Origin of the sequence: Gallaecimonas sp. GXIMD4217 (assembly GCF_038087665.1) — a bacterium.
In the GTDB taxonomy this organism is placed as follows: domain Bacteria; phylum Pseudomonadota; class Gammaproteobacteria; order Enterobacterales; family Gallaecimonadaceae; genus Gallaecimonas.
The window spans coordinates 1,093,806-1,110,055 of the sequence record NZ_CP149925.1; the positions used below are offsets into that span (position 1 = coordinate 1,093,806).

Consider the following 16,250-nt stretch of genomic DNA (forward strand, 5'->3'; position numbering starts at 1 on the left):
GGTTTTATGACCGATAAGGGATGAGGAGGTCGAGATGGTCAATATGGATCCCTTTATTCCTTTTCTGCCCAGGCCCAGTGCGGTGCCGGACAAGCCCCGGCGCCAGGTGGAGCAGGTGCAGAAGACGCCGCCCAGCGCCAAGGCCGAGGCCCATATGGAGGATCTCGATCGCAGCCGCCTGGGCGTACTGGAGCGTGAGCAGCGCCGCGAGCGCCGGCGCCGGCAGTTCAGGCCCAGGCGCCGCAAGGCCGGCAACATCCAGCATTTCTATAACCGCCTTGGCGTGGAACGGGAGGAGATCGACCGGGACGGGGACCTGGACACCTTCGCCTAGGCCCTTTTGACCTGCCCCCGGGCCAGTGCTATTTTCGCCCCTCCTAAGCGCCACAGGACCCCAGCATGACAGTCAGCTCCGCCTTTGCCGTCGACGGCCCCCTGGCCAGGGCGATCCCCGGCTTCGCCCCCAGGCAGGCCCAGCTGACCATGGCCGAGGCCGTGGCCAGGGCCCTGGAGGACAAGTCGGTGGCCATCATCGAAGCGGGCACCGGCACCGGCAAGACCTTCGCCTACCTGGTGCCGGCCCTGGCCAGCGGCAAGAAGGTGGTGATCTCCACCGGTACCAAGGCGCTTCAGGAACAGCTCTACCTCAAGGATCTGCCGCGCATCCGCGATGCCCTGGGCAGGGCGCCGCAGCTGGCGCTTTTGAAGGGCCGGTCCAACTACCTGTGCCTGGCCAGGCTCAAGGCCAGGGAGGCCGACGCCAACCTGCTCGACCCCAGGCTGCTGACCATGATGAGCCAGGTGTCGCGCTGGGCGCCGCGCACCGACAGCGGCGACATCGCCGAGCTGCCGTTGCCGGAAGACGCCGCCATCTTCCCCCATGTCACCTCCACGGCGGAAAACTGCCTGGGCCGGGAATGCCCCTATTTCGAGGACTGCCACCTGGTCAAGGCCCGCAAGAAGGCCATGGACGCGGATCTGGTGGTCATCAACCATCACCTGTTCTTCGCCGACATGGCCATCAAGGACACCGGCTTCGGCGAGCTGCTGCCCCAGGCCGACGCGGTGATCTTCGACGAGGCCCACCAGTTGCCGGATATCGCCTGCCAGTACTTCGGCGAGTCGGTATCCACCCGCATGATCCAGGACCTGTGCAAGGATCTGGAGGTGGTGGTGCGCACCGAGCTCAAGGACCAGCGCCAGCTGGCCCTGGCCGCCGACAAGCTGAGCCGCACCAGTGCGGATCTGCGCCTGGCCCTGCCCGGCGAGCCACAGAAGGGCAACCTGAGGCAAATCGAAAGCCTGCTGGCCCCGGCCATGAAGCGCCTGGGTGACGACCTGGATTTCGTCAACCAGGTGCTCAAGCAGAACCTGGGGCGATGCACCACGGCCGACAACCTCTACGAGCGCCTGGCCACCATCCGCGCCCGCCTGGCCCGGGTCCAGGACACCCAGACCCTGGGTTACAGCTACTGGTACGAGGCGAGCCGCTACCACCTGAGCCTGAACCTGACGCCGTTGTCCATTGCCGACAAGTTCGAGGCGGTCATCGAGGACAAGCCGGCGGCCTGGGTGTTCACCTCGGCCACCCTGGCCGTGGACGGCGCCTTCGACCACTTCAAGGCCCTGCTGGGCCTTAAACCCAAGGCCGAGCTGGTGCTGGACAGCCCCTTCGACTACCCCCACCAGGGCCTGTGGCTGGTGCCGCGCAACATCCCCGAGCCCACCGGCAACAGGCCCATAGCGCCGCTGATGGCAGCCCTGCTGCCGCTGATCGAAGCCGCCGGTGGCCGCACCTTCGTGCTGTTCACCTCCCACCGCATGCTGAACCTGGCCGCGGACTGGCTAGAGAGCCGCATCGACTTCCCGATCCTGGTCCAGGGGCGGGCCCCCAAACGGGCCCTGCTGGAGGAATTCGTCCAGGCCGGCAACGCCGTGCTGCTGGGCACCGGCAGCTTCTGGGAGGGGGTGGACGTGCGGGGCCAGCAGCTGAGCTGTGTTATCATCGACAAGCTGCCGTTTGGCCGCCCGGACGACCCGCTGCTGCAGGCCCGCATGGAGGACTGTCGCCGCCAGGGCCGGGATCCCTTTGCCGAGCTGCAGCTGCCCCAGGCGGTGATCGCCCTCAAGCAGGGGGCGGGGCGCTTGATCCGGGACGTCACCGACAGGGGCGTACTGGTGATCTGCGACAATCGCCTGGTGAACCGCCCCTACGGGGCCACCTTTATCAAGAGTCTGCCGCCTTTCGAGCGCACCCGCAGCATTGCCCGCGCCGAGGCCTTTTTGCGTGATATCAACGAGAATTGACGCCTGTTATGACCACCCTACTTGCCCTGGATACCGCCACCGAAGCCTGCTCTGCCGCCCTGCTGCACAAGGGCCAAGTGCTGCACCGCCATGAGGTCTGCCCCCAGCAGCACACCCGCAAGATCCTGCCCATGGTCGACGAACTGCTGGCCGAGGCCGGCCTGGCGCTGGGCCAGCTGGATGCCCTGGCCTACGGCCGTGGCCCCGGCAGCTTTACCGGCGTGCGCATCGGCATCGGCATCGCCCAGGGCCTGGCCTTCTCCGCCGAGCTGCCGCTCATCGGCGTGTCCAACCTGGCGGCCATGGCCGAACAGGCCCGGGTGGAGCAGGGGGCAAGCCGGGTGCTGGCGGCCATAGATGCCCGTATGGGCGAGGTCTACTGGGGCCAGTTCGAAGTCAGGGACGGCCTGATGCAGCCGGTTGCCGAGGAGCTGGTGCTGCCGCCCGCCGAGGCGACTCGCCAGCTTGACGACGCCGTGCCGGTGGGCACCGGCTGGGCTGCCTATCCGGAGCTGGCCGAGCGCCTGGGCGTCGGCGGCGAGGTGGCCATCACCCTGCCGTCGGCCCGCTTCATGCTGGCCCTGGCCCAGCAGGCCTTCGCCAAGGGGGAGATGTGCGATGCACTTTCTGCCGAACCCGTGTACCTTAGGGATAAAGTGACCTGGAAAAAACTGCCCGGTCGGGAGTAAGCCAACGCCATGATCCGTATTGGTGCCCAGCCCTATCAACCCACGCCCCAGGAGCCGCGCCCGGCGCTGCAGCCCCAGGGCGCGGAGGCAGCCGCCCCCAAGCAGGAGCTGGTGCGCTACAGCGTACCTGGCCTGGCGGCGGCCGAGGGCTTTCGGACCCAATACGACCAGCCACCGGGACGGAACCTGCGCGCCATAGCCCAGTACCGCAGCCTGGAGCTGGAGGACAAGCGTGAACAGGCCCGCTCCCTGCTGGGCGTGGATCTGTTCGTTTGACATCACCAAGACTGCAACTGGCCGCGGCGCTGCTGGCGGCCGCCATCCTCTCCTTCGTTCCCGTTCTCAACCTGCCCTTCGTGTGGCTGGCGACCTTCTTCCATGAGCTGTCCCACGGCCTGGCGGCCCTGGCCACGGGTGGCCAGGTGGTGCGCATCGAGCTGAGCCTGAACGGCTCCGGGGTCTGCTACACCCGCGGCGGCAACGCCTTTCTCATCGCCCTGTCCGGCTACCTGGGCGCCAGCCTGTTCGGGGTGGCGCTGTGGTGGCTGAGTGGGCATCCGAGCCGCCAGTCGCTGCTGCGCTGGGGCCTGCTGCTGCTGGTGGCGGCCAGCCTGGTGCTGTGGGGGCGGGACATGCTCACCCTGGCCATGCTGCTGGTGCTGCTGGCGGGCCTTTGGTGGCTGGGCAAGGGTGGCAACCGGCTGCGCTGGCTGTGGCTGCTGATGGCGGCGGCGGTGCTGCTCAACGCCTTGCAGAGCCCCCTCTACCTTGGCCAGGGTCAGTTGGGGGATGCCGGCACCCTGTCGCAGCTGACCGGCTTGCCACCGATGCTGTTTGTGTTTTTGTGGCTGATCGCCGGTCTACTGTCTATAGGCTGGTGTTTCAAGAGAGGGAAAGCATGATGAAAGCCTTACTGACCGCCGTGGCCCTGCTGCTGTTGGCCGGCTGCAGCACCATTCCGGATGAGCTGGCGGTGCCCGAGGGGCAAAGCCTGGCCGCTTACAGCGCCGCCCGCCAGGGGGCCGAACAGGGCAAGCTGGTGCGCTGGGGCGGCATCATAGCCCAGGTGGACAACCTCAAGAACCGCACCCGCCTGGAAGTGGTCTACTACCCGCTGTCGTCGTCCGCCAAGCCCAAGCAGGACGAGGCCAGCCCGGGCCGTTTCCTGGCCTACCTGGACGGTTTCGTGGATCCCGTGGTGCTGGGCCAGGGCCGGCGCATCACGGTCGTGGGCAGCCTTGGCCGGCAGGAGAGCGGCCGGGTCGGCGAGTTCGAATACCGATACCCGACGGTGCAGGTGCAGCGCTACAAGCTGTGGAAAGAGGATCCGGACTATGACGTCTACTATGTGGATCCCTGGCCCTACTGGCGCTACCCGGGCTGGCACTACCCCTATTACCATCGCCGGCATTTCGCCCATGACCCCTTCTTTGCCCCCAATCCCAAGTTCAGGCATAAGCACAAACCCAAGGAAGAGAAAAAACAATGATGTTACGCAACCTCATGGGCGGTGCCCTGGCGGCCGCCATATTGTCGCTGCCGGCCCAGGCCGGCACCCTGGCCGACGCGGTCGCCAACAAGCAGCGCACGGCCGAGTTCGTGCAGCGCGACCAGTACCGCCACCCCGCCGAGACCCTGGCCTTCATGGGGATCCAACCCGACATGAGGGTGGTGGAGCTATGGCCCGGCAAGGGCTGGTATACGGAGATCCTCGGCCCCTATCTCAGGGACCATGGCCAGCTTATCGTCGGCAACTTCAATACCGAGCTGGGTGAGAGCCCCAGCGGCCTGGAGCGGTATTTTGCCAAGGCGGGCCTGGCCCTGCGGGCGCGCCTGGCCAGTGAAAAGGCCTGGCTGGGCGACATCCAGGAAGTGACCTTCCAGCCCCCCGAGCACCTGGTGCTGGCCAAGCCCGGCAGCGTCGATAGGGTGCTGACCTTTCGCAATATCCACAACTGGCACAAGCACGGCACCCTGGACGGGGTGTTGGCATCGGTATTCGAGGCCCTCAGGCCCGGCGGCATCTTCGGCGTGGTCGAACACAGGGCCAAGGCCGGCACCTCGGCCGAGCAGATGGCCAGGAGCGGCTACATGACCGAGGACTTCGTCATCGCCGCGGCCGAAAAGGCGGGCTTCAGGCTGGCCGGGCGCGCCGAGATCAACGCCAACCCCAGGGATGACACCGACCATCCCAACGGCGTCTGGACTCTGCCGCCGACCCTGAACGCCCCCGAGGCCGATCAGGATCAGTACCAGGCCATTGGCGAGAGCGATCGCATGACCTTGAAATTCGTCAAGCCATGACCGAAGTCGAGCTGGATCTTGGCCACCTGAAGCTGGCGGGGCTGTCCTGGGGCAGGGAGGGGCCGCTGGTGGTGCTGCTGCACGGCTGGCTGGACAATGCCGCCAGCTTCGCCGCCCTGGCGCCTTTTTTGGACAGGGGCCGCTTCCTGGCCCTGGACTGGCCAGGCCATGGCCGCTCCCAGCACAGGGCCAACACCGGCGCCTACCATTTCGTGGACTATGTGCACGATCTCGACTGCGTGCTGGACCACCTGGGCGAGCCGGTGCACCTGGTGGGCCACTCCCTGGGGGCCCTGGCGGCGGCCGCCTATGCCGGCACCTTCGCCGAAAAGCCGCTGAGCCTGACGTTGATCGAGGCCATGGTGCCGATCTCGGCCCCGGCCGAGGAGGCACCGGCCATACTCAGGAAGGCCATCGAGTCCAGGCGCGCCACCCGCGACAGGGCCAGGCGCCCCTACCCGGCGCTGGACACCATGGTCAGGGCCAGGGCCCAGGCCGGCGGTTTCGGCTTTGAACTGGCCAGGCCCCTGGTGGAGCGGGCCGCCAGGGCCGTGCCCGGCGGCTTCGAGTGGCGTTCGGACCGGCGCCTGCGCACCTTTTCGCCGCTGCGCCTGACCCGGGAGCAGGCCCTGGCCCTGGTGGCGGGGATCCGCTGCCCGACCCAGGCCATACTGGGGGAGGGCGGCTACCTGGCCCAGCACCCGCAGCGGGTGGCCGAGGACTGCGCCGCCCTGGGTGAGCACGAGCTGCATTGGCTGCCCGGCGGGCACCACCTGCACCTGGAGCATCCCGAGCCGGTGGCGAAACTGATTTACAAAATGATAACCTGAACCAGTGCCCACTCGTCGTAGCGATACTTGTGGCGGGCCCCAAGGATATGGGATGATCCCGGGAATTTGAGTAATCACTCAGTCATGCCATGGTGCCGGGATCATTAACAGGCGCCCTATAACAACAACCAGGACCGGGATGGCAACCGGAAGGAGAATTTTTGTGGAAAAGATCTGGCTAAACAGCTACCCGGCCGACGTGCCCGCCGAAATCGATCCCGACCACTATGAGTCGCTCTTGGAGATCTTCGAACAATCCTGCCGCACCTATTCCGATCAGTGCGCCTATGTGAACATGGGGCAGGAGCTGACCTACCGCAAGATGGAAGAGCAGAGCCGTGCCTTTGCCGCCTATCTGCAGCAGGAGCTGAAGCTGCCCCAGGGCAGCCGGGTGGCGCTGATGATGCCGAACCTGCTGCAATACCCCATCGCCCTGTTCGGCATACTGCGCGCCGGCATGGTGGCGGTCAACGTCAACCCCCTCTACACGCCCCGCGAGCTGCAGCACCAGCTCGTTGATGCCGGCGCCGAGGCCATCGTCATCGTCTCCAACTTCGCCCATACCCTGGAAGAAGTGGTGGCCCACACCCCGGTCAAGCACGTGATCCTGACCAAGCTGGGCGACCAGCTGTCCGCGCCCAAGCGCACCCTGGTCAACTTCGTGGTCAAGTACGTCAAGAAGATGGTGCCCAAGTACCACCTGCCCGGCGCCACCAGCCTGCGCAAGGCCCTGGCCAAGGGCAAGCACCTGCAGTACGTCAAGCCGGTCGTGACCGGCGAGGATCTGGCCTTCCTGCAGTACACCGGCGGTACCACCGGCGTTTCCAAGGGCGCCATGCTCACCCACCGCAACATGGTGGCCAACCTGGAGCAGGCCACGGCCATCGTCGGCCCCATGCTGGCCCCGGGCAAGGAGCTGATCGTCACCGCCCTGCCGCTCTACCATGTGTTCGCGCTGACCGCCAACTGCCTGTTGTTCCTGAAATACGGCGGCAAGAACCTGCTGATCACCAACCCCAGGGACATCCCCGGCTTCGTCAAGGAGCTGGGCAAGTATCCCTTCACCGCCATCACCGCCGTGAACACCCTGTTCAACGCCCTGCTCAACAACGACGACTTCGCCAAGCTGGATTTCTCCAGCCTGAAGCTGGTGCTGGGTGGCGGCATGGCCGTGCAGCGCCCGGTGGCGGAGCGCTGGCAGCAGATGACAGGCACCGCCATGCTCGAAGGCTACGGCCTCACCGAATGCGCGCCCCTGGTCACCGTCAGCCCCTACAACACCACCGGCTTCACCGGCAGCATCGGCCTGCCGGCGCCCAGTACCGACATCAAGCTGATGGACGAGCAGGGCAAGGAAGTGCCCCTGGGCGAGCCGGGCGAGATGTGGGTCAAGGGACCCCAGGTGATGAAGGGCTACTGGAACCGCCCGGAAGCCACCAATGACTGCCTCAAGGACGGCTGGTTCGCCACCGGCGATATCGCCACCGTGGACGAGCAGGGCTTCTTCCGCATCGTCGACCGCAAGAAGGACATGATCCTGGTGTCCGGCTTCAACGTCTTCCCCAACGAAATAGAGGAAGTGGTGGCCATGCACCCCAAGGTGCTGGAAGTGGCCGCCGTGGGCGTACCCCACGAGGCCTCGGGCGAAGTGGTGAAGATCTTCGTGGTGGCCAAGGACGCCAGCCTTACCGAGCAGGAGCTGATCCAGCACTGCCGGGACAATCTCACCGGCTACAAGGTGCCGAAGCTGGTAGAATTCCGCGACGAACTGCCGAAGACCAATGTGGGCAAGATCCTGAGGCGTGCGCTTCGGGACGAACAGACCCAGACAGCATAAAAAAGAGCCGGCGCCAGCCGGCTCTTTCGTTAAGGAGACCATGTGAAGTTCATCACCACCGCCCGGGGCCTTGAAGACTGTATCGCCGCCCTGGACAACGGCAAGCCCCTGGCCATGGACACCGAGTTCATGCGCACCCGCACCTACTACGCCCAGCTGGCGCTGTTGCAGTTCACCACGGGCGACGACGTCTTCCTGGTCGATCCCCTGGCCATCGACGATCTGCAGCCGCTGTGGGATTTCCTGGCCGGCCCCCAGACCAAGGTGCTGCACGCCTGCGGCGAGGATCTGGAGGTGCTGCCCTGCGACATGGCGCCGCTGTTCGACACCCAAGTCGCCGCCACCTTCACCGGCCTGGGCATGTCCCTGGGCTATGCCGGCCTGGTGAAGCATTTCTTCGACGTGGAGTTGGACAAGGGCCAGTCCCGCACCGACTGGATGAAAAGGCCCCTGAGCGAGGCCCAGCTTCGGTATTGCGTCAACGACGTCATCTACCTGCCGAACGCCCAGCAGCGCCTGAGCGAAGCGCTGGAGCGCCTGGGCCGCACCGCCTGGTTCGAGGACGAGTGCAACCGCCAACTGCGTCTGCGCGGCCGGGAGCCGGCCCTGGACAAGGCCTACCTGGAGGTGAAGAACGCCTGGCTGCTCAGCCGCCGGGAGCTGGGGGTGCTCAAGGTGCTGGCCGCCTGGCGCCTGGACAGCGCCAAGCGCCGCGACATGGCGGTCGGCCATGTGCTCAAGGACGACCAGCTCTGGGCCCTGGCCAAGGATCAGCCCCAGAGCCGCAGCGCCCTGAAGCAGCTGGAGCTGCCGCCCGTGGTGCTGCGCAAGTTCGGCGACGAGCTGCTGGAGATGGTCGGCAGGGGCCTGGCCCTGGACGAGGAGCAGCTGCCCGGGCGTATCGAGCGCATCATCGATCTGCCCAAATACAAGGAGCGCCTGGCCGAACTCAAGGCCCAGGTGGCCAGGGCCGCGGCCGAGACCGACCTGCCGGAGGCCTTCATCGGCTCCAAGAAGCTGCTGCACGAGGTGCTGCACTACCGTCATCGCCTCAACGACCAGGAGCGGGAGCAGGCCGCCAAACCGGTGCTGATGACCGGCTGGCGCCAGGAACTGGTAACTCTGGATGTCTAGACTTCCCAATAAATAACAATACCTTGGCGGCGGCCGTCTGGCCGCCCACATTAGATTTTTCCTCTCTAGCTCATGCCATTTGGCTATTTCCGTTGTTTCTGACGGCCGCTTAGACTCGCCCCGAATCGAGTTTTCCGGGCCTGGCCCGTCGTCGGAGGCAACATGAGCAAACCTGCCTTACCCATTCTGGATCTCAGCCTGCTGGAAGGGACTGCCGAGCAGCGCCGGCGGTTCCTGGCCGATCTGCGCGTCGCCGCTCGGGATGTGGGTTTCTTCTACCTGGTGGGCCATGGCCTGTCCCTGGCGCAGCAGCAGGCCATACTCAAGCTGGCCCGGACCTTCTTTGCCCTGCCGGAGCAGGACAAGCTGTCGGTGCAGATGGTCAAGTCGCCCCATTTCCGCGGCTACACCCGCTTCATGGGCGAGCTGACCGGCGGCCAGCCGGACATGCGCGAGCAGTTCGACACCATGAACGAGGAGCCGGCCCTGGCGTCGGAGCAGATCCAGTTCCCCTGGCAGCGCCTGCAGGGCCCCAACCAGTGGCCGGCGCAGCTGCCGGAAATGAAGGTCGTGCTGCTGGACTGGCAGAACAAGCTCAGCAACATCACGGTGCGCCTGCTCAAGGCCTTTGCCGAGGCCCTGGACCAGGACAAGGATGCCTTTTCCGACAATGTGGATGGCGGTCCCTATCAGCACATGAAGCTCATTCGTTACCCGGGCCAGCCTGCGGGCCAGAGCCGGCAGGGGGTGGGCGCCCACAAGGATCCGGGCTACCTGACCCTGGTGATGCAGGACGGCCAGTCCGGCCTGGAGGTGGAAAAGGACGAGGGCTGGGTGAGCGCCGAGCCCATCGAGGGGGCCTTCGTGGTCAACATAGGAGAGCTGCTTGAGCTGGCGTCAAACGGCTACCTCAAGGCCACCAACCACAGGGTGAAGAGCCCGCCGGCCGGCGTGGAGCGCTTGTCCTGCGCCTTCTTCATGGCGGCCAGACTGGACAGCCGGGTGCCCCTGCTGGATCTGCCGGAGCAGCTGGCCGCCGAGGCCAAGGGCCCGCAAAGCGATCCGGCCAACCCGCTCTTCTACCAGGTGGGAGAGAATGTGCTCAAGGGACGGCTGCGCTCCCATACCGACGTGGCCGCCCGCCATTACCCGGAAATGGCCCAGCAGAACTAGGAGAACAAGATGAAATTCAAGACATTGAGCGTCCATGCCGGGCAACCCATAGAGCCCAGGACAGGGGCCCTGACCACCCCGGTCTACCAGAGCAGCACCTTCAGCTACGGCACGGCCGAAGAGGGCCTGGCCCGGTTCAGCGGCCGCAACCCGGGCTTCATCTACAGCCGTTTCGGCAACCCGACCGTGGCCGATCTGGAAGCCAAGCTGGCGGTCCTGGAAGGGGCCGACGAGGCTCTGGTGGTGGCATCCGGCATGGCGGCGGTCTCCGCCATCATGTACGCGCTGGCCGACAGTGGCGACGAGGTGGCCTTCGTGGATCCCCTCTATGGCGGCACCGATGCCTTCCTGAAACAGACCCTGGTGCGGGCCGGGATCCAGATCAGCCGTTACGGCTCGGATCAGGATCTGCTGGACAACATCAGTCCCAACACCAGGCTGGTGCTGTTCGAGACCGTCACCAATCCCAACCTCAAGGTGGTGGATCCCCGCAAGGTGGTGGCAGCGGCCCGCAAGGTGGGGGCCCTGACCGTGTGCGACAATACCTTCCTGACCCCCTACCTGATGCAGCCGCTGAGCCTGGGCGTGGATCTGGTCATGCACTCGGGCACCAAGTACCTGGGCGGCCATGGTGACATCATCGCCGGTGTGGTGGCCGGTTGCCACGAGCTGATGGCCCGGGTCCGTACCGTGGCCCTCAAGCATATCGGCTCGCCCATAGGCCCCCAGGAAGCCTACCTGCTGCAGCGCGGCGTCAAGACCCTGCCGCTACGCATGGATGCCCACCTGGAAAACGCCAGGCGGGTGGCCGAGTTCCTCAATGCCCATCCCAGGGTGAAGAAGGTGGTCTACCCGGGCCTGGCAAAGCATCCAGGCCACCAGGTGCTCAGCGAGGTGAGCCGTGGCTTTGGCGGCATGGTCAGCATCGAGCTGGACGGCGGCTTTGCGGCCTGCGCCGACTTCCTGGACCGGCTGGCGCTCTTCACCCAGGCGGTGAGCCTGGGCGACCTGGAGAGCCTGGCCTGCCACCCGGCCAGCACCACCCATGCGGCCATGAGTGCCGAGGCCCGGGCGGCGGCCGGGGTCAGCGACGATCTGGTCCGGCTCAGCATCGGCGTGGAAGATGCCGACGACCTCATCCGGGACATGGAGCAGGCCTTGATCTGAACCCAGCAAAAAGGGCGCCGATGGCGCCCTTTTTGCTGCAGCTTGCCATTTTTTGGCCTATTTCGAGCCGTCCGGCAGCATCACGTTCAGCTCCAGCACCGCCAGATCGTCGTCCTTGTGATCCAGGGCCACGGACACGGCGTCGGCATCGATGTCCACGTACTTCTTGATCACCGCCAGTATGTCCCGCTCCAGCGCCGGCAGGTAATCCGGGCCGCTGCGCTGGCGGCGCTCGTGGGCAACGATGATCTGCAGCCGCTCCTTGGCCTTGTTGGCCGAGGAGGTCTTGGTCGAGCGAAAGTAGTCCAGCAGCGCCATGTCAGCCTCCAAAGATCCGTTTCAGGATGCCCTTCTTCTCTTCCTCCAGGAAGCGGAAGGGGCGCTCCTCGCCCAGCAGCCGCGCCACCGTATCTTCGTAGGCCTGGCCGGCATCGGAGTCGCCGTCCAGGATCACCGGCTCGCCGGCGTTGGAGGCGGCCAGCACCGCCTGGGATTCGGGCACCACCCCCAGCAGCGGAATGGCCAGGATCTCCTTGACGTCCTCGACGCTGAGCATCTCGCCCTTGGCGACCCGGGCCGGGTTGTAGCGGGTCAGCAGCAGGTGCTCCTTGATGGGCTCCTTGTTCTGCTCGGCGCGGCGGGACTTGGAGGCCAGAATGCCGAGGATGCGGTCGGAATCGCGCACCGAGGACACTTCCGGGTTGGTGGTGATGATGGCCTCGTCGGCGAAATAGAGCGCCATCAGGGCGCCTGTCTCTATGCCGGCCGGGGAATCGCAGAGAATGAAGTCGAAGTCCTCGGCCAGGGCGTTCAGCACCTTCTCGACGCCGTCACGGGTGAGGGCATCCTTGTCCCGGGTCTGGGAGGCCGGCAGTATATGGAGGTTGTCGACCCGCTTGTCCTTGATCAGCGCCTGGTTGAGGTTGGCCTCGCCGTTGATGACGTTGACGAAGTCGTAGACCACCCGGCGCTCGCAGCCCATGATCAGATCCAGGTTGCGAAGGCCAATATCGAAATCGATGATGACGGTCTTGTGGCCCTTCAAGGCCAGGCCGGTGCCGATGGCGGCGCTGGAGGTGGTCTTGCCCACGCCTCCCTTGCCGGAAGTCACCACTATGATGCGTGCCATAAATGAATTCCTCGTCCTCATTCCCTGTTGTTAGTTCAATGGCTTCAGGGCCAGTTGTTGTTCGTCGAGCAGGATTTGGGCGCTCTGCTGCCACTGCTCTCCCTGCAGATCATCGCTGAGCCAATAGGTCCCGGCGATGGACACCAGCTCCGCCTCCAGCTTCTGGCAGAGGATGCGGGCCTCGACACTGCCCGAGGCGCCGGCGATGGCTCGGCCCCTCAGACTGCCGTAGATATGGATGCTGCCGTCGCTGATCACCTCGGCACCGGCGCCCACCGAGCCCAGCACCACCAGATCCCGGCCCTTGGCGTAGAGCTGCTGGCCGGAGCGGACCTGGCCCTGGTGCACCTGGGCCGGCAGGGTGGGGGCCTGCTCGCGGCCGGCCCGGGCGGGCTTGAGCACCGCCAGGCCGGCGGCCTTGGCCGCGTCCTTCCAGGCGGCCCTGGCGCCGCAGACGCCGACACAGATCAGGCCCTGCTCGTTGATGGCGCCGGCCAGGGCGGTGAAGTCCGGCTGTGTTTCCAGCTTGCTCAGATCCACCACCAGGGGCGCGCCCTGGAAGAAGCCCGGCGCCTGCTCGACCTTATCGGCCAGTTTGCGGGGCAGGCTGGGCAGATCGGCCTCGGTCAGGGCCAGTACCGAGAGCGTGAAGGAAGTCCCTTTGAATACCAGTGACATGTCAGCTGAATGCCTTGAAACAAGGCCCTTACGGATGCCTAGAGTGTAGCTGCCATGGTATAGTGAGGCCCCTCGCCAGGCAAGACGGTATCCCCACCCATGTTGTGTGCCATTTACAAAAGCAGCAAGAAAGACGAGACCTACCTCTTTCTCCCCAAAAAAGACGATTTCAGCCAGGTCCCCAAGGAGCTGATGGCGGTGTTCGGCCAGCCCCAGCTGGTGATGATGCTCAAGCTGGAACAGGACCGTCGCCTGGCCATGGCCGACGCTGCCGAGGTGATGGCGGCCCTGGCCGACAAGGGCTACTTCCTGCAGCTGCCGCCGCCCAAGGAAAACCTGCTCAAGCAGCACAGGGCGGCCCAGGGCCTGGAGGAGCAGCACTGATGGCGCGGCTGCTGGCCCTGGCGGCGTTGCTGCTGGCCCAGGGGGTCCTGGCCAAGCCGGACTTTGCCGCCTATGTGCAGGCTCTTAAGGTTGAGGCGGCCGGCCAGGGCATCTCCCAGGCCACCCTGGATGCGGCCTTTGCCGACGTCCGGCTGATGAAGAAGGCCATCAAGGCCGATCGCAACCAGCCTGAATTCAAGCTGACCCTGGAAGGCTACCTGGCCAAGACCCTGCCCGAGTGGAAGGTCAAGCTGACCCGCCAGCGCTACCTGGAGAACCGCGAGCAGATAGAGGCTGCCGCCAGGCGCTACGGCGTTCAGGGGCGCTTTTTGGCCGCCCTCTGGGCCAAGGAGTCCAGCTTCGGCAAGATCCAGGGCAACTTCCCCGTGGTGTCCGCCCTGGCCTCCATGGCCTACGAGGGGCGCCGCGAGGCCTTCTTCAAGAAGGAGCTGATGGCGGCCTTGCAGATCCTCGACGAGGGCCATATCGACCTGGCCGACTTCAAGGGCTCCTGGGCCGGCGCCATGGGCCAGACCCAGTTCATGCCCAGCTCCTTCCTGGCCTTTGCCGCCGACGGTGACGGCGACGGCAAGAAGGATATCTGGAACAACAAGGCCGATGTCTTCGCCTCCATGGCCAACTACCTGGCCCAGTCCGGCTGGCAGGGCAGTGAAACCTGGGGCCGCCAGGTGCGGGTGCCGGCCGGCTTCGACTGGTCGCAGGTCAACCAAAGCCGGTCCCTGGCCGACTGGCAGGCCCTGGGGGTAAGGCGCATGAATGGCCGCGATCTGCCCCGGGCCGGGATGCAGGCCCAGTTCAAGGCCGTGGACGGCGAAAAGGGCCGCCTGTACCTGGTTTACAACAACTACCAGGTGCTCAAGCGCTGGAACCGCTCCGATTTCTTCGCCACCGCCGTGGGCGTGCTGGCGGACCGGGTTGCCTGGCCGCCCCTGGAGGCCAAGTGAGCGCGCCCTTTTGGGAGAGCAAGGCGCTCACGGAGATGACCAGGGACGAATGGGAATCCCTCTGTGACGGTTGCGGCAAGTGCTGCCTGCACAAGCTCCAGGACGAGGATACCGACGAGATCTACCACACCGCCGTGGCCTGCGAGCTGCTGGATCTGAAAAGCGGCGGCTGCGGCGACTATCCCAATCGCTTCGACAAGGTACCGGACTGCCTGCAGCTGACCCCGGACAACCTGGACAACTTCATCTGGCTGCCACCGAGCTGCGCCTACCGTCGCCTCAGCGAGGGCCGTGGCCTGCCCAGCTGGCATCCGCTGCTGCACGGCGGCAAGAAGGCGGCCATGCACGGGGCCGGCATGTCGGTGCGCGGCAAGGCGGTACGTGAAGGGCCGGATCTGGACTGCGCCGACTTTATCGTGGTCTGGCCGCTGTCAGACCGGGATTGACAAAAAGGCCGGGTCTTCCCGGCCTTTCTTGTACTCAGAGAGCGGCAGGCCTGAGGTAGTGGCGATAGTAGCCGACCAGATTGCTGGCCAGAAACAGCACTTCCATCAGCACGGCCATGGGTGAGCCCTGCAGGGCGTTATTGAGCAACCACAGGGTGGTGCCGGCCATCATACCCAGCCTGAGCCGTCTGTCATCGACCTCAAAGGCAGCCAGGGTCTGCAGCGATGATCCTGCCAGGGCCAGCAGGCTCAAGGGGCCACCGTAAGTCAGGAAGGTTGCCGTGGTGGCCAGCAGCAGGAACAGCCCCAACCAGATCCTGGCGGTGCTGAAGATACATACCAGGTAGCGGGCGCTGGCAAGCAGCATCAGCGCCGCTGCTGTCATCTTGTCCAGCAGCAGGAAATGGCTGGCGATCAACAGGCCAGCGGCACACAGGCAGGCGACGACAGCCCGCCTGTCCCTGAATTGAAATGAGGCAAGATCGAAGCAGATGGCAGCCGCTACCAGGCATTGGGAAAGCATGAAGTCAGTCAAGGGCATCACCTCTGGGTTTGGGGGATGCCTTAGCGTGCACCGATCGTTGCAGGCCGCCATTAACCTTGGTTAATGCGACGGCGCAGCCGGGACAGGCTGATGGGGCTTATGCCGATGTAGTTGGCTAGTTGAACCTGGTTGAGCTGGGTTAGCCAGTGGGGGGCATGGCGGCAAAGGTGACGGTAGCGTTGCTCCGGACTGTTCAGCAGCAGGAATGCCTCCTTCTGCTCCTTGTACAGTAGCTGCCGTTGCAGCAGGGCCAGGCGGGCGGCCTGCCAGCCTGGTGCTTCCAGCACTGACAGGGGCAGGCGCAATGCCGTTACGGCATCCAGTGTTTCTAGCTGGTAGGCAGCAGGTACGCCGCTTAGCCAACTGTTGTAGAGCAGGCAGAGTTCGCCGGGGAAATAGAACTCCTTGCAGCGCTCGGTACCGTCTTCCCGGTAATGGCAAGCCCTGATCAGGCCCTCCTGCACCAAGTAGGCATGGTGCTGGTATTGGCCTTGGGCCAGCAGCACAGTGCCGGCTGCCGCCTGGACTGGCTTCAGCTGCGCCTGTTGGGCGCGAAAGGCATCTTCAGCCACGCCCAGCTTGGCAAAATAGCGGGCTGGTTCGACTATGGGCGGGATGGCGCCATGTAGCGTCATGGTAAAGGGAGAGCCCTGTCTGTTTCCC

Annotated in this window: 20 protein-coding genes; 15 read left to right on the top strand and 5 right to left on the bottom strand. The window is 65.4% G+C overall.

Annotated features, from left to right (window positions below):
- The first annotated feature begins 34 nt into the window (after positions 1-34).
- From WDB71_RS05360 to WDB71_RS05415, 12 genes are all read left to right on the top strand, one after another.
- Positions 35-334: a hypothetical protein gene (locus tag WDB71_RS05360; protein ID WP_341503606.1), complete on the top strand. Its 300-nt coding sequence runs from the start codon at positions 35-37 to the stop codon at positions 332-334.
- A 65-nt stretch (positions 335-399) separates the two neighbouring features.
- The gene (locus WDB71_RS05365) at positions 400-2,307 is read left to right on the top strand and encodes an ATP-dependent DNA helicase (RefSeq protein ID WP_341503607.1); all 1,908 of its coding nucleotides are present in this window, start codon (positions 400-402) and stop codon (positions 2,305-2,307) included.
- 8 nt (positions 2,308-2,315) lie between these two features.
- Entirely contained in the window at positions 2,316-2,996 is a 681-nt protein-coding gene (gene tsaB / locus WDB71_RS05370) for a tRNA (adenosine(37)-N6)-threonylcarbamoyltransferase complex dimerization subunit type 1 TsaB (RefSeq protein WP_341503608.1), read from the top strand.
- 9 nt (positions 2,997-3,005) lie between these two features.
- Positions 3,006-3,272: a hypothetical protein gene (locus WDB71_RS05375; RefSeq protein WP_341503609.1), complete on the top strand. Its 267-nt coding sequence runs from the start codon at positions 3,006-3,008 to the stop codon at positions 3,270-3,272.
- Complete coding sequence (locus WDB71_RS05380; RefSeq protein ID WP_341503610.1) at positions 3,269-3,898, top strand: M50 family metallopeptidase; 630 nt, start codon at positions 3,269-3,271, stop codon at positions 3,896-3,898. The genes WDB71_RS05375 and WDB71_RS05380 overlap by 4 nt, the downstream gene beginning before the upstream one ends.
- On the top strand, positions 3,898-4,485 hold the full coding sequence (locus tag WDB71_RS05385; RefSeq protein WP_341503611.1) for a Slp family lipoprotein: 588 nt from the start codon (positions 3,898-3,900) through the stop codon (positions 4,483-4,485). The genes WDB71_RS05380 and WDB71_RS05385 overlap by 1 nt, the downstream gene beginning before the upstream one ends.
- Complete coding sequence (locus tag WDB71_RS05390) at positions 4,482-5,300, top strand: methyltransferase (RefSeq protein WP_341503612.1); 819 nt, start codon at positions 4,482-4,484, stop codon at positions 5,298-5,300. Before WDB71_RS05385 ends, WDB71_RS05390 begins: the two co-directional genes overlap by 4 nt.
- Positions 5,297-6,130: an alpha/beta fold hydrolase gene (locus WDB71_RS05395; protein ID WP_341503613.1), complete on the top strand. Its 834-nt coding sequence runs from the start codon at positions 5,297-5,299 to the stop codon at positions 6,128-6,130. The genes WDB71_RS05390 and WDB71_RS05395 overlap by 4 nt, the downstream gene beginning before the upstream one ends.
- A 163-nt stretch (positions 6,131-6,293) precedes the next feature.
- On the top strand, positions 6,294-7,967 hold the full coding sequence (gene fadD, locus WDB71_RS05400) for a long-chain-fatty-acid--CoA ligase FadD (protein WP_341503614.1): 1,674 nt from the start codon (positions 6,294-6,296) through the stop codon (positions 7,965-7,967).
- A 42-nt stretch (positions 7,968-8,009) separates the two neighbouring features.
- Entirely contained in the window at positions 8,010-9,101 is a 1,092-nt protein-coding gene (rnd, locus tag WDB71_RS05405) for a ribonuclease D (RefSeq protein ID WP_341503615.1), read from the top strand.
- 162 nt (positions 9,102-9,263) lie between these two features.
- Complete coding sequence (locus tag WDB71_RS05410) at positions 9,264-10,274, top strand: 2-oxoglutarate and iron-dependent oxygenase domain-containing protein (RefSeq protein WP_341503616.1); 1,011 nt, start codon at positions 9,264-9,266, stop codon at positions 10,272-10,274.
- Positions 10,275-10,283: 9 nt separating this feature from the next.
- Positions 10,284-11,441, top strand: coding sequence for an aminotransferase class I/II-fold pyridoxal phosphate-dependent enzyme (locus WDB71_RS05415; protein ID WP_341503617.1), 1,158 nt, complete (start codon positions 10,284-10,286; stop codon positions 11,439-11,441).
- Positions 11,442-11,498: 57 nt separating this feature from the next.
- On the opposite strand, the gene minE is transcribed toward WDB71_RS05415, so the two are convergent.
- Genes minE through minC form a run of 3 tightly spaced genes read right to left on the bottom strand, consistent with a single transcriptional unit; the run spans position 11,499 to position 13,248 of the window.
- Complete coding sequence (minE, locus tag WDB71_RS05420; protein WP_341503618.1) at positions 11,499-11,759, bottom strand: cell division topological specificity factor MinE; 261 nt, start codon at positions 11,757-11,759, stop codon at positions 11,499-11,501.
- Position 11,760: 1 nt separating this feature from the next.
- Positions 11,761-12,570, bottom strand: a complete 810-nt coding sequence (gene minD / locus WDB71_RS05425; RefSeq protein ID WP_341503619.1) for a septum site-determining protein MinD — start codon at positions 12,568-12,570, stop codon at positions 11,761-11,763.
- A 30-nt stretch (positions 12,571-12,600) separates the two neighbouring features.
- Positions 12,601-13,248, bottom strand: a complete 648-nt coding sequence (minC, locus tag WDB71_RS05430; protein WP_341503620.1) for a septum site-determining protein MinC — start codon at positions 13,246-13,248, stop codon at positions 12,601-12,603.
- 99 nt (positions 13,249-13,347) lie between these two features.
- On the opposite strand from minC, the gene WDB71_RS05435 reads away from it, so the two are divergent.
- The 3 genes from WDB71_RS05435 to WDB71_RS05445 are packed head-to-tail and all read left to right on the top strand — an operon-like array spanning position 13,348 to position 15,043.
- A complete protein-coding gene (locus WDB71_RS05435) occupies positions 13,348-13,632 on the top strand; it encodes a YcgL domain-containing protein (protein ID WP_341503621.1) in 285 nt (94 codons plus the stop codon).
- Complete coding sequence (locus WDB71_RS05440; RefSeq protein ID WP_341503622.1) at positions 13,632-14,597, top strand: lytic murein transglycosylase; 966 nt, start codon at positions 13,632-13,634, stop codon at positions 14,595-14,597. Before WDB71_RS05435 ends, WDB71_RS05440 begins: the two co-directional genes overlap by 1 nt.
- Before the next feature lie 35 nt (positions 14,598-14,632).
- A complete protein-coding gene (locus WDB71_RS05445; RefSeq protein ID WP_341504186.1) occupies positions 14,633-15,043 on the top strand; it encodes a YcgN family cysteine cluster protein in 411 nt (136 codons plus the stop codon).
- A 34-nt stretch (positions 15,044-15,077) separates the two neighbouring features.
- On the opposite strand, the gene WDB71_RS05450 is transcribed toward WDB71_RS05445, so the two are convergent.
- Together WDB71_RS05450 and WDB71_RS05455 are read right to left on the bottom strand one after the other, a co-directional pair.
- Positions 15,078-15,578: a YgjV family protein gene (locus WDB71_RS05450; RefSeq protein WP_341503623.1), complete on the bottom strand. Its 501-nt coding sequence runs from the start codon at positions 15,576-15,578 to the stop codon at positions 15,078-15,080.
- Between the two features lie 59 nt (positions 15,579-15,637).
- The gene (locus tag WDB71_RS05455; protein ID WP_341503624.1) at positions 15,638-16,222 is read right to left on the bottom strand and encodes a Crp/Fnr family transcriptional regulator; all 585 of its coding nucleotides are present in this window, start codon (positions 16,220-16,222) and stop codon (positions 15,638-15,640) included.
- Between the last annotated feature and the right edge of the window lie 28 nt (positions 16,223-16,250).

Coding starts and splice junctions, on each gene's coding strand:
- WDB71_RS05375 (WP_341503609.1), top strand. CDS start 3,006: ATGATCCGTATTGGTGCCCAGCCCTATCAACCCACGCCCCAGGAGCCG.
- minD (WP_341503619.1), bottom strand. CDS start 12,570: ATGGCACGCATCATAGTGGTGACTTCCGGCAAGGGAGGCGTGGGCAAG.
- WDB71_RS05385 (WP_341503611.1), top strand. CDS start 3,898: ATGAAAGCCTTACTGACCGCCGTGGCCCTGCTGCTGTTGGCCGGCTGC.
- WDB71_RS05440 (WP_341503622.1), top strand. CDS start 13,632: ATGGCGCGGCTGCTGGCCCTGGCGGCGTTGCTGCTGGCCCAGGGGGTC.
- WDB71_RS05415 (WP_341503617.1), top strand. CDS start 10,284: ATGAAATTCAAGACATTGAGCGTCCATGCCGGGCAACCCATAGAGCCC.
- WDB71_RS05410 (WP_341503616.1), top strand. CDS start 9,264: ATGAGCAAACCTGCCTTACCCATTCTGGATCTCAGCCTGCTGGAAGGG.
- WDB71_RS05365 (WP_341503607.1), top strand. CDS start 400: ATGACAGTCAGCTCCGCCTTTGCCGTCGACGGCCCCCTGGCCAGGGCG.
- minE (WP_341503618.1), bottom strand. CDS start 11,759: ATGGCGCTGCTGGACTACTTTCGCTCGACCAAGACCTCCTCGGCCAAC.
- WDB71_RS05360 (WP_341503606.1), top strand. CDS start 35: ATGGTCAATATGGATCCCTTTATTCCTTTTCTGCCCAGGCCCAGTGCG.
- WDB71_RS05395 (WP_341503613.1), top strand. CDS start 5,297: ATGACCGAAGTCGAGCTGGATCTTGGCCACCTGAAGCTGGCGGGGCTG.
- WDB71_RS05435 (WP_341503621.1), top strand. CDS start 13,348: ATGTTGTGTGCCATTTACAAAAGCAGCAAGAAAGACGAGACCTACCTC.
- WDB71_RS05390 (WP_341503612.1), top strand. CDS start 4,482: ATGATGTTACGCAACCTCATGGGCGGTGCCCTGGCGGCCGCCATATTG.
- WDB71_RS05455 (WP_341503624.1), bottom strand. CDS start 16,222: ATGACGCTACATGGCGCCATCCCGCCCATAGTCGAACCAGCCCGCTAT.
- minC (WP_341503620.1), bottom strand. CDS start 13,248: ATGTCACTGGTATTCAAAGGGACTTCCTTCACGCTCTCGGTACTGGCC.
- WDB71_RS05445 (WP_341504186.1), top strand. CDS start 14,633: ATGACCAGGGACGAATGGGAATCCCTCTGTGACGGTTGCGGCAAGTGC.
- tsaB (WP_341503608.1), top strand. CDS start 2,316: ATGACCACCCTACTTGCCCTGGATACCGCCACCGAAGCCTGCTCTGCC.